This window comes from Phycisphaeraceae bacterium (assembly GCA_020851465.1).
Classification (GTDB): Bacteria; Planctomycetota; Phycisphaerae; order Phycisphaerales; family Phycisphaeraceae; genus JADZCR01.
In genome coordinates this window covers 258,551-270,484 of the sequence record JADZCR010000017.1, presented here as the reverse complement: position 1 = coordinate 270,484, position 11,934 = coordinate 258,551, and the positions used below count along the sequence as shown (strand labels likewise).

General features: G+C 54.7%; 9 protein-coding genes. 6 read left to right on the top strand and 3 right to left on the bottom strand.

Annotated elements, in window-relative coordinates; genetic code table 11:
* On the bottom strand, window positions 1–519 hold a 519-nt coding region (locus IT444_13880; GenBank protein MCC7193857.1), incomplete at its 3' end, for a triosephosphate isomerase.
* A gap of 197 nt (window positions 520–716) precedes the next feature.
* The gene (hemC, locus tag IT444_13875; GenBank protein ID MCC7193856.1) at window positions 717–1,637 is read right to left on the bottom strand and encodes a hydroxymethylbilane synthase; all 921 of its coding nucleotides are present in this window, start codon (window positions 1,635–1,637) and stop codon (window positions 717–719) included.
* A 242-nt stretch (window positions 1,638–1,879) separates the two neighbouring features.
* On the opposite strand from hemC, the gene IT444_13870 reads away from it, so the two are divergent.
* Both IT444_13870 and IT444_13865 read left to right on the top strand, forming a co-directional pair.
* Complete coding sequence (locus IT444_13870; protein ID MCC7193855.1) at window positions 1,880–2,806, top strand: complex I NDUFA9 subunit family protein; 927 nt, start codon at window positions 1,880–1,882, stop codon at window positions 2,804–2,806.
* Between the two features lie 21 nt (window positions 2,807–2,827).
* Entirely contained in the window at window positions 2,828–3,034 is a 207-nt protein-coding gene (locus IT444_13865) for a CDGSH iron-sulfur domain-containing protein (protein MCC7193854.1), read from the top strand.
* Between the two features lie 33 nt (window positions 3,035–3,067).
* Here IT444_13865 and dnaE read toward each other — a convergent pair whose 3' ends face one another.
* Window positions 3,068–6,988, bottom strand: coding sequence for a DNA polymerase III subunit alpha (dnaE, locus tag IT444_13860; GenBank protein ID MCC7193853.1), 3,921 nt, complete (start codon window positions 6,986–6,988; stop codon window positions 3,068–3,070).
* Between the two features lie 236 nt (window positions 6,989–7,224).
* On the opposite strand from dnaE, the gene efp reads away from it, so the two are divergent.
* From efp to IT444_13840, 4 genes are all read left to right on the top strand, one after another.
* Complete coding sequence (efp, locus tag IT444_13855; protein ID MCC7193852.1) at window positions 7,225–7,785, top strand: elongation factor P; 561 nt, start codon at window positions 7,225–7,227, stop codon at window positions 7,783–7,785.
* Between the two features lie 82 nt (window positions 7,786–7,867).
* Window positions 7,868–9,187 (top strand): hypothetical protein, encoded by a 1,320-nt coding sequence (locus tag IT444_13850; GenBank protein ID MCC7193851.1) that lies wholly within the window; start codon window positions 7,868–7,870, stop codon window positions 9,185–9,187.
* A gap of 399 nt (window positions 9,188–9,586) precedes the next feature.
* Window positions 9,587–10,096, top strand: a complete 510-nt coding sequence (locus tag IT444_13845; protein MCC7193850.1) for a hypothetical protein — start codon at window positions 9,587–9,589, stop codon at window positions 10,094–10,096.
* Between the two features lie 173 nt (window positions 10,097–10,269).
* Window positions 10,270–11,859 carry a hypothetical protein gene (locus tag IT444_13840; protein MCC7193849.1) on the top strand — a complete coding sequence of 530 codons (1,590 nt, stop codon included), beginning with the start codon at window positions 10,270–10,272 and terminating at the stop codon, window positions 11,857–11,859.
* The last annotated feature ends 75 nt before the right edge of the window (window positions 11,860–11,934 follow it).

The following is an 11,934-nucleotide window of genomic DNA, read 5'->3' as shown; positions in this document are numbered from 1 at the left end:
CGCCCATACCGGCTCGTAAGCGATTGTCACCCGGCTGAGTTGCTCACGTTTCACCCCAGCCAGACCCAAAAGCACCTGTCCTCGATTGACATCATGGGTCTGTCCTGCTTCGCGCTGTTCGAGCTTTTCCCCGACACAAAGAATGACTTCCAGGCCCGCATCGAGTGCAGCGCGGACTTTACGGTTAATCAACTCATCGCTCTCACCTAACACATGCCGTCGCTCACTGTGCCCTACCAGAACCACCTGTACACCCAGGTCCTTGAGCATGGCGATGCTGACTTCGCCGGTGAACGCTCCATTCGGCTGAAAATAAAAATCCTGCGCTCCTAGTTTTACTTGATTTGGATTGGCGGATCGGAGAGTGTCACCGACGCCCGCAAGATAGGGGAAGGCGGGAAATATCGCAGTGTCAACACCTGCTGGAGCCTGCGACGCGACAGCGCGTGCCAGCGCGTTTGACTCCTCACGTGTGAGGTTCATTTTCCAGTTGCCGCCGATGAATGGTTTACGCGCCATGTATAGCTGTGGACCTGTTTGGAGGAAACGTGCCACTATACCGCGCACAAGGCGGAAAGGCGCAATCCCCTTTCCCATGTCCCCGGTTTTCTCCGCGTGACACTGGGAATGTTTGGTTCGTGATACGAACAAGAGATGCGTCGTCATTTCGCCATGCCGAATAGCACGACCGGATGATGATTTGGCCAGATCCGATTTTACTTCGCTTGGGGTATCGCGAAGCCACGCAGGATCAAATCCGACCCCTGATTTTTCAGATCCTGAGTCACTCGCTTGATCATTTTGCCCATAGCTTTGAGCGGGGACTCGTCAGTTGATTCGAGCATCTGTTTGCCGTCCGGGCTGAGGACACGAACCTTGACACGCACACCGGTGGAGGTTGCCGTCGCCAGAGCCGCGATCGGAGAGTGACAGTCACCATGCAAAGCCGCAACGACTCCACGTTCAACGTGAACGGCTGTCGCGGTCTCGGCATGGTTAAGCGGCAGGCAGCGCAGGAGCGTTACATGGTCGTCCGCACGGCATTGAAGTGCCAAGGCTCCCTGACAGGCAGCGGGAAGCATCAATTCAACAGATAAAGGATGTTTCGCGTGCTCCGCAAGCCCGCAACGCTGCAAGCCGGCAACGGCCAACAGCGTAGCGTCGTATTCGCGTTCGTCGAGCACTTTCTTGATTCGCGTGTCCACATTGCCACGAATGAGTTTGACCTGAAGATCGGGGCGAACGCGCTGAGCCTGAGCAGCACGTCGCGGACTGGCGGTTCCGAGTACCGCATTGGGAGGAAGGTCTTCAATCCGCGCAGCACCGCCGTGAGAGATAAGGCAATCCCGCACATCGGCGCGGGGTGGGATGGCGGCTATCGCAAGGCCGGAGGTTTTTCCGCCACGGGGCGACTGGGCGGGCAAATCCTTGAGGCTATGGACCGCCAGATCAGCACGGCCGGTAAGCACCTCTTTCTCAAGTGCACTGGCGAAAAGACCTTTGCCTCCGGACTCCGCCAATGCGGCATCGGCGAGGCGATCACCTTCCGATTCAATCCAGAGATAGGAAATCTCGACGGCGGGATGGAGACGCTTCAACACCTGACCGATGGACTCGGCCTGGGCTCGCGCCAGCATACTCCGACGTGACGCGATCACTAACGGACGACGACTCTTACGCAAAATGGAATACTCCGGCGGGGGATCGTACTATAACCAACCGTGCTTACCTCTCCGAAGATACACGAAATCCTTGTACGTTTGGGCGGACATACTGAGTCAATGCGGCCGTTTATGACGGCTATCGGGGCTGTGCCGCTGATTGTTGTTCCTGCTGGAATGCTTTCTTTTTCTCCTTCGGGTGTTCGCAAAGAAAAATCATGGCTGAAGCGAAACAGATCGCATTGACGGGTGCCACTGGATTTGTCGGCCGCCATGTTGTTTCGCGGCTGCTCTCTCGTGGTTACCGAATTCATGCCTTGGTGCGCGATCCGCAAAAATTCACCACAAAGGACACCAACCTCAAACCGGTGGCCGGTGATCTTTTTGACGATCATGCGATGGAAGAACTCCTGCACGGTTGCGATGCGGTTGTTCACTTGGTCGGCATCATCATGGAGAAGCCCTCTGCGGGACAGACTTTTCAGCGCATTCATGTCGAGGCTACACAACGACTGCTCGCGGCGACGAAACGCGCAGGTATCACGCGGTGGATTCAGATGTCGGCACTGGGCAGTCGACCGGCTGCGGTGAGCACTTATCACTGCACAAAATGGCAAGCGGAAGAAGCCGTGCGCAACAGCGGCCTTTGCTGGACGATCTTTCGACCATCAATCATTCATGGGCCAGATGGCGAATTTATGAGGATGGTGAAGGATTTTTGGACGAAACGATTTCCACCATTCGTCCCTTACTTCGGTGCCGGAGTCTTTGGCAAAAATGGCGCGGGGCGGCTGCAACCGATCTATGTCGAGGACGTAGCGGCCTGCTTTTCCGACGCAGTGGATAATCCACTAGCGGGCGGCGAGACCTATCCTCTGGGCGGCCCGGATGTGCTCACCTGGCCGCAGCTTTACACAATCGTGCGAAACCATTTGCCGTCATCCCGCAACAAGCGGATCATCGCGGTCCCCGCATGGTACGCCAGCCTTATTGCGGGATTGCCGGGTGTACCTTTCAATCGAGATCAAGTCATCATGAGCCAGGAAGATTCCATATGCGGGATCGAAAAGGCGCAGGAACACTTCAAAATAAAATTCTCGTCGTTTGAGGATACGTTGGCGGGCTATGCTTCCGAGTTGACCTAAGATTGATGCAAGGAGATCACCATGCCACGACTTGTACTGCATACCGCAACGGGTCCATTCGAAATCAAACCGCAGGAAAAAAGCGTCTGGATTTGTCAGTGCGGCCTCTCACAGAACCTGCCCTATTGCGATGGATCACATAAAGCCTGTCGCAACGAGGTCCCCGGAAAAATTTACGTTTACGGCCCGGACCGCAAAACAATCGTCGAAGTGCGGGACGAGAAATAATTTTGCTTTAGAAAATCTGGCCGCAGCCGCCGCTCAGTAACGGTCAATACTCGCGCAGAACTCTTCTTCCGCAGCGGGAGCCTTGATCAGGCGATTGACGGGAGCACTGTCGTCATGCAGCACGGCTGACGCGGCTCCCTTAATGATTTTCGCGGGGCCGATGAACTCACAACAACCCGGGGTATGCAGTACGGCACTGATGCGCTGCGGTAGGTCAGCGGTGACGCCGATACGAAGATTGTTGAGACGAAGCCGCGCAACCGTGCCGTTCTGATGAACGTCCAGATACACAGGCACCATCGTTCCTCCGCGTTGCAGGCTCGCCTGCTGGAGGAGCGTCTTGAGGTTGGATAATTCACCGTTATAGGGGAAGGCGGGCTTACCCTCGACTGCCGAGCCGCCTTGCAGCACGATGCTCACACCTTGAGCAAGATTCGCGGCCTGTTCGATCGGCAACACTTGGTCCACCAGCATGCCAGGCTCCTCACGTCGGCGATCCACCCTGCCTTTGAGAAAAACCATCCTGTCGGATTCGATCCATGGCGAAGCGATCGCATAGGCTTCAGAGAAAATCACACATTCCATCGCACCCGACTTGTCTTCGATGGTGATCACCGCCATTTTCTGACCGGTACTTTTGCCTTTTTTCGTTATCGTGACTCGCACGCGCGTCAACATGCCGCCAAGGATCACCGGTACGTTTGCACTCAGACGCTTGACGTCTGCAACCGCGGCACTGGAAAAACGCTGGATCGTATCGTCATACATATCAAGCGGGTGGCTCGAAATGTAGAAACCCAGAGCGCTCTTTTCGTAAGCGAGCAACTCATTGTTCGACCATGCAGCAATCTTCGGAAGCGAAACCGTTGCAGTTGCGGCGGATGATGCCGCAGGATGCTTCTTATCAGCGAATGCGTCGAAAAAGCTCATCTGCCCTGCGTCACGGTCGGCTGCGATCCGAGAGCCGGCTTGCATCGCCGCGTCGATCGCAGCAACCATACCTGCGCGATTATCCCTGCCATGAATACTGTCGAATGCACCGCATTTGACCAGTGCTTCCAGTGTTGCCTTGTTAACCGCTCCCGGCGGGACTCGTTCACAAAAGTCGTAGATGCCCTTGAAAGGCAGGGATGTAACTTTTTCTTTTGGATCACTCTCCGCAGGTTTTGATTCACGAGCTGCAATCATCGCACGAATCGCTTTTTCGCCCACGCCTTTGACCGCACTCAGGCCGAAGCGGATGTGACCGTGGTTCCCATCACGCGGTTCCCCTTCATCAAATACAACGGTGAATCCAATCTCCGACAGATTGATATCCGGAGGTTTGACACTGATCCCACGATGCCCGTCGGGGAAACGCACACGACGGCATTCATCCATGTACTGCATGACCTTGGTCGTATCCACGGACTCATAAGTGAGCACCGCGGCCATGTATTGAACAGGGAAATACGTTTTCAGATACGCCGTCTGATAGGCGACAATCGCATAACCGGTCGAGTGCGACTTATTGAAACCGTAACCGGCGAAATTGAGAATCAGCACGAAAAGTTCCTGTGCCGTTTTTTCGGTCAGACCCTGTTTCATCGCGCCTTCGACAAACTTTGGTCTGACCGTATCAATCTCCTTTTCCTTTTTCTTCGAGATGTGCTTGATCAACGTGTATGCAGCACGCAATGGAATACCGCCCAGACTATGAACGATCTGCATGACCTGTTCTTGATAGACCATCACGCCGTAAGTTTCCGAGGTGTACTGCTCAATGATCGGATGTGCGCGAGGTACAGGCTGACGGCCATTTTTACGTTCGCAATAGACCGGGATCAGGTCCATCGGCCCCGGACGGAACAGCGCATTGGCTGCAATGAGATCTTCGAGACGGTCGGGCTTCATCCCCAGCAGCAGATTGCGCATTCCTCCCGACTCAAACTGAAACACCCCCGCGGTCTCTCCACGGCGAAAAAGATCAAGCACGTTTTGATCGTCATAGGTGAGCCGATCAAGGTCGAGCGGATCGACATCTGCATCCAGTGGTTGCAACCCTTGAGCATTACGTGTTTCGTCGATGGTTTTACGAATGGCCTCTGCGGACAGAGAAGCACGAATCAGTGACTTAGCTTTTTCAATGATCGAAAGGGTGCGCAGGCCAAGAAAGTCCATCTTCAACAGACCGACCTTCTCTACTGTCGGTCCATCCCACTGCGTCACAAGCTGATCGGTATTGGGCGGACGGTACAGCGGAATGATGTTGTCGAGCGGCTGCGTAGCGATCACCACACCCGCGGCATGTACCCCAGCGTGGCGAGCCAAACCCTCAAGACGCTTGGCGGTATCGATCAGTTTGCGATGAAGCGGGTTGTCGTTGTGCAGCCTCTGAAAATCGGGATCCTTTTCAAGTACCTTCTGAATGGTCGTATCCAGGCCATCGCCGACCAGCTTGCAGAGTTTGTCCACTTCACTCAGCGGCACGTTAAGGACACGCCCGACATCGCGGATTGCCGCACGGGCTTTAAGCGTTCCAAAGGTGATGATCTGAGCTACGTGGCCGTATTTCTGCCGTACATAGTCGATGATGTCCTGTCGGCCATCCTGACAGATATCGATATCGATATCGGGGTACTCGGAACGATCCGGGTCGGTGAATCGCTCAAAGAGCAGGCCGTATTTGACGGGACAGGCATTCGACAATCCAAGACAGTAACCGACCATCGTGCCAACACCCGAACCACGAGCATTGGCGGGGATGCCGCGACGGCGTGCCTCGCTGACGAAGTCCCAGACGATGAGGAAATAAGCGGAAATGTTTTTATCTGCGAGAACCTTAAGCTCGCGTTCCAGTCGGGCTCGCTGCTCAGCGGTGACTTGTTCCGCCCCATAACGCCACACCAATCCGGCCTCCGCAAGCTCACGCAACGCAGCATCGCAATGCTTTTTCAGGTCTGCTGAGGTGATCGCCTTGTCTTTGATCTCGTCATACGGTTGAAGACGGAAGCCCGCGCAGAACTGGTTGTACCATTGTGTTGACCCGACGGGCGGAAGCTCTGCTTTTGATTGTGTGTCCTCTGACTTCTTTTCGATTTTCACAACCGGCGCAAAACTTTGCTTGAAGTTAAGCTCCAATTCGCACATCTGGGCGATGCGCACGCTGTTTTCACATGCCTTGGTCCATTCGAGATGATCCTGTGCTGCGTACATCTCCGCGCTGCTCTTCATGTAGAGCTGTGTCGGATATTTCATCCTCGACTCATCGCTGATGAGCTTGCCGGTCGAGATGCAGCAGAGACAGTCATGGGGGGCGTGATCGTCAGCCAGAAGAAAGTGGACATCGTTGGTCGCGACGCAGCCAATACCGAGACGTGACGCCAGATCGGTCAATTCGGGATTGACCTGATCCTGCTCAGGAATGTGTTTCTGGATTTCGATGAAGAAGCGATCAGGACCGAAGATGGAGAGATAAATCTCCGCGATTTCTCTGGCTTTTTTGCGGTTATCCTGCATCAGTGCTCCGGGGATTTCCCCGCCAAGGCACGCACTGGTGGCGATCAGCCCTTCGGAGTATTTTTTGAGCACTTCCTTATCAATGCGCGGCTTGTAATAAAAGCCCTCGGTGTAGGCGATGGATGAAAGCTTGAGAAGGTTGCCGTAGCCGATGCGATTTTGCGCCAGTAGCAGAAGGTGATAGCCGCCATCCTTGGCACCTGTAGTTTGCCGGTCGCTTCGTGCTCCGGGAGCCATGTAGGCTTCGATGCCGACGATCGGTTTGATGCCAGCTTCGACGGCCTTGTTGTAAAAATCGATGACCCCGAAAAGGCAACCGTGATCCGTGATCGCCAGTGCCGGTTGATCGAGTTCCTTCGCACGTTTCACCATATCGCCGATACGGCACGCGCCGTCGAGCAGCGAGTACTGACTGTGAACATGCAGGTGAACGAATTGACTGGGTGACAACGCCATCCCTGGCCTAGCTCCATGATGCGCGAGACGGGGTAAGCTCCCTGAGCATTCTAACCTTGATGGCGAGATTAAACGAGATGATTAAAAACGTAATTCTTCGCGTGGACGACCGTGCAGCTGAGCGATGGAATGGAAATCATGCAGTGGCTGTAACGCCACAACCGAGTTGAAGAATCGTGCAATATTGTCATAATGGCTGGTCTGCAACTACCTCAATCCCGCACGGAGATTCGCTCGTGAAGTCGCAAGATCTGCGTCCCGGCATCGCCATCCGCATGGATGGAAACCTTTTCGTCGTCACCAAGGCTGAGCACCGCACACCCGGTAACCTTCGTGCGTTCATGCAGGTCAAAATCAAGAACGTCAAAACCGGCGTCTCGCTGGAAAAGCGTCTCGGTTCAGGTGAAGAAGTCGAAGCGGTCAACCTCGACCGTCGCGAGCTTGAATATCTTTATTCCGACAATACCGGCGCCGTTTTCATGGATACCACGGACTTCGAGCAAACTGCGCTCGATCCCGATGTTCTGGGCGATTCGCTGCTCTACCTCAAACCCAACACGTCGGTGACCGGCCTGGTGGCTGAGGGCAAAGTTGTCAGCATCGAACTGCCCAAGGTAGTCGAACTCAAGCTGACCGAGACCCCGCCGGGCATCAAGGGAGCAACCGCCACCAACCAGCTCAAGGAAGCTGTCTGTGAAACCGGCTTGAAGATTCGCGTGCCGGGATTTATTTCACAGGGAGAGACCGTTCGTATCTCCACCGAATCAGGCGAATACCTGAGCCGGGCCGGGGATTGAAGTCACTCCTCGTTACGTTCCTTAAGCAGTGGTCTGAATTCATCCGACTCGGTTGTTGCATCTCATTCGTTAAACTTCACGAATGAAATCATCTTTGCTGCGCACCGCGCTGGTTACTTTTTTCATTCTCGTTTTGCTCTCATCGGCCCATGCTGGCGATGAAGCACCTGCGGCACGGGCATATCACGACTTCGTAATCGCCACGATCGATAAAGTCGATCACAATGCGATGGCGTCGATCACGCACGCTGCTGAACTGGCTGCTAAGCCGTTCATTGATGGTAAGAGTCTCGGCGTGCGTGGCGGCGCGAGCCTGAATGAAGAACTGGGGGCACGCAGCGGCGGATTCGTCTGCTATCGTGCGGAAGCAGGCAAGCCTGGCGACGTGATTCTCTACGCCTTTGGCGTCACAACTGCGGCGGAGCCTGATGCGAAAAAACTCCTCGAAACCGAACTTGCTGACGCTGAAAAACTCACGTCGCAAAACTCAACGGTGATCGGCATTGCCTCTTTCGCACAGCTCAAATCGCTTGGTCTTCTCAATCGCGCTCAGAAAGCATGTGCGGTACTTCTCGATAATTACGCCCCGGCTGAAGACGGCTTGTTCAAATCTAAAAACGGCCGTGATGTCGTCCCGACTTTCACTACCGCCAATGCGATTGTCGCCTGGACGTGGATGTCCGAGCTTTTCGCTGCTTGCACCCGTGCGGGTAAGACACCTGCGATGTACCAGAGCATCGTGACCGATGTGAAACTGGAGCGATACAAGAAATATGAGGGCAAGCGGTTTCACGACGATATCACGGTTGCACCCCAGGAAGCGGGAAAACTCGGCCATGCGTATCTGAAATCACTCAAGGCAATCGAGCAAGAGATCGGCACAGCGGCGTGGAAAGCAGTCGTCGCTGCATGTGATCGCGCCAGTGGAACGCTCAAAGACGGCGGCAAGGTTTATCTGTTTGCTCAGGGGCACTACCCCCCTGCCCACTTGCCGGGAGTTCTGGCCCACGATCCAAACATATTCACAGCCATCACCGCAACGGGTACCAAACTCAGTGCTGAGCCGGGGCTGGCTGATCTTGTAATCGGTATTGGTTACGCATTCACTCCCATGGAGAAAATGAACGGCGTCCTGCTTTGGGGAAACCCTGACACACTCCGCATGGCTGGTCAGGGGGTGATCTGGGTTGTCAACGATTACCGCTTTACTCAGAGCGACCTGGACCGCAACGAGATGATCGTGCCGCAATGCTGGCGTGAGGGCGATGCGGAAGTAACCGTGCCAGGCTACGACGTACGGATCATCCCTGCCAGTGGTGTGGTTGCCGAGTCCATGATGTGGATGATGACGGCTCAAGTATGGAGCGATCTGAACGACAGTCCCGCCCAAAAAAATAAATGACGCGTTATCTTCGTGCTCTGAGTCCTTCCCTCATCCATTACTTTGTCCCTATCCACCTTACACGCAGCATTGGTAGTGCTGACCGGTCGCCTCCGTACCTCTATCCGGCAGAGCCAAAGCATCTGTTGAGCTGATGTCATTTCGAACATCAATTGCCGCTGCATGGCATCACCATGTGTTGTCTTTTGACAACATGCCGATTCTCCGGACCAGCGATTGAGGTGGCTGGCTTTCATCAAACCCCTGATTTTTAAGGGTTTCGAGCGGAGAGCCAGATCAGGGGCCTCCTGGCACAACTGTTGCCAATGCTTTAAGTCGTCCGGAGGGACGGCGTCAGGGGTTCGGGAAATCCCTTGACGCTTTAGATTGCCGTCGCCCGGAGGGCGAAGGAGAGACGCTATGGTCAAGATAATTTTTGCTGGCGCGATCGCACTGTGTGCAACACCTCTGCTGGCTGATTCCGGCCCGGTGGCATATCGCGTTTGCGACCCCAACCCCCGTGTTTACATCGTCTCACGACAAGTCGTCGAGCCGGCAGCTACGGTGAGTCGCAGCCTAAGTGAGCAGCCGGTGCGGCCATTCTTGGTGGAAGTGAAGATCGTGAACGCCACGACCTTCATCGATCCGATGTCTGACCTCCAGTATCAGGGAGTCGGAAAGATCGACGATGACCATTCACTGCTCAAGGCACAGCGGCTGGCCCGCGCGAGAATGTCCACTGGTGTGGTGACTTACCGCGGCCTGGTGACGGAGCCGACTGTGGCTGGTGTTATGCCGACGCCGGCAATGATTCTCATGAAGCCGGCAATGCCCGGAATTGATCCGCAAAGCCCGATGCCGATCGTGCCCGAAAAGCCTGAGCCTAAAAAGGAAGAAACGAAAAAAGACGGCAAGCTCGCTGCCAGGTAAGCCTGACTCCGATTATTTGTCGGAAGCGTTCGCTCATATTTTTTCCTGCCCCTGATCGAGTGCGGCCCGGTGCATCCTCTGCCCGGGCCGTGCTTTTTTTATTTCCCGCTTGCCCTTATTGTTCCCGCTTGCAGAACAGGAAATGACTCCATCACCACATACCGAGATCACTTATGCCAACCGCTTCACCCATGATCGGCGTCCACATCGACCTCAAAGGTGTTGTGTTTAAGCCTTCGTACTTTCCGCAGCTTATGCGTGATCTTGCTGCGCAAAAAGTCAATGCTGTTTTGGTCGAGTACGAGGATATATTCCCCTTCCGCGGAATCGGAATCGGCAGGCGACCCGAAGTTTGGAGCCAAGCCACACTCAGAAAATTTCTTTCCGAAGCAAAGAAGAACAGCATCGAGGTGATCCCACTCCAGCAATGTCTTGGACATCTCGAATATCTGCTGGGGTGGAAGAAGTACCGTCATCTGGCTGAAAAACCTCAATACCCCAGCACAATTAAAGTCGATGACCCCGAATCAACCGGATTGATTTTTGAGATGTTGCGTCAAGTTGCGGCTGCCCACCCGGACAGTCGATACATCCATCTGGGAATGGATGAGGCGCACGCGCTGCACGATACCGCACGAAGGCAAAAGCGCGATGTGCTCGATGTATTCCTCGATCACCTGCGCAATCTGCTGGCTGTCGTTGAGCCAATGGGCAAGATTCCCATGATCTGGACGGACATGCTGGAGGATCACTTTCGGCCTGACGCATTCGCAGATCTCAAGGGACGTGTGATTTTTACGCCATGGGAATACTCAGCCTTGCCCCGCGAAACCACATCGAGTGTGCGACTCGTAGGTGGATTCCGGGTGAGCAAGACATGGCTCGAGGAACCGGAAAATCCCCTGGCCCCTGCGATCGGTGGCGGCACAAAGTTTCTCGAAGACCACACACCCGAAGTGCGCCGATCACTTGCCCCCTACCAGCGGGATAAGCGCGGCCGCGAGTTCATGCCGCTTCCGCAAATCGACCTTTGGACAAAACTGGGTATGAAATGTGTAGGTGCGAGCGGCCTGAGAATCAGCGCGCACCATCAATTCCTGCCGGACTACAACGCTCTGTTGACCAACCTCGTCACGTGGAGCAAGGCTATCAAACGAACCGGCCAACTCGGTCAGATCGGAACCTCCTGGGCACGGGGGACAAGCTGGTGCCCACCAAACTATTCCATCGATCTCCAATGGTGGCAAATCAACAAGATGTCGGAGTCAATGGGCGCGACCCCACGCACTTTTTTCCCCGGCATTCCTCAGAAAGAAACGGATCGCATCTTCCGTACACTTGGTCGATCGCGTGATAACTGGCGGCTGGAAGGAAAAATTGCCGCCGAGATGGAAAAGCTTTCACCCAAAATCCGTGAGCACCGATACGAATGGGACTCGACGGCACTGATGGCACGCGCACTGGAGCTGGCCCGTCGAGCTGATTACAACCTCGAGGAAGTCGATTACTTCAATGCCAATACAAAGCCAACGGAGGATGAGTGGCAACGCCGCATTGATGAGCAGAATCAGACTCTGCGCGACATCGCCGCTTTACGAAAAAAGATTGAAAAACACTTCGGTCAGCGTTACGCCGGAGACGCGCACGAGGAATGGGTCCGACATTTATTCGACCTGCGTGTGAGCCGGATTAAAGCGGGCCAGAAGATTTGTTTGAAGAAAAAAATGATTGCGAAAAAATACTACGCTCAGAAACTCAAGTAACTCTGTCGTGGAGAAGTGCCTCGCTGTGTGCTGAGGGAGCGATGACCTCACCGCCGGCATGCCGTCGATTGACGG

What these genes read in the sequence shown, in the direction of transcription:
- hemC (MCC7193856.1), bottom strand. Translation starts at nt 1,637, where the DNA reads ATGCTGGCGCGAGCCCAGGCCGAGTCCATCGGTCAGGTGTTGAAGCGT.
- IT444_13870 (MCC7193855.1), top strand. Translation starts at nt 1,880, where the DNA reads ATGGCTGAAGCGAAACAGATCGCATTGACGGGTGCCACTGGATTTGTC.
- IT444_13865 (MCC7193854.1), top strand. Translation starts at nt 2,828, where the DNA reads ATGCCACGACTTGTACTGCATACCGCAACGGGTCCATTCGAAATCAAA.
- dnaE (MCC7193853.1), bottom strand. Translation starts at nt 6,988, where the DNA reads ATGGCGTTGTCACCCAGTCAATTCGTTCACCTGCATGTTCACAGTCAG.
- IT444_13850 (MCC7193851.1), top strand. Translation starts at nt 7,868, where the DNA reads ATGAAATCATCTTTGCTGCGCACCGCGCTGGTTACTTTTTTCATTCTC.
- IT444_13845 (MCC7193850.1), top strand. Translation starts at nt 9,587, where the DNA reads ATGGTCAAGATAATTTTTGCTGGCGCGATCGCACTGTGTGCAACACCT.
- IT444_13840 (MCC7193849.1), top strand. Translation starts at nt 10,270, where the DNA reads ATGCCAACCGCTTCACCCATGATCGGCGTCCACATCGACCTCAAAGGT.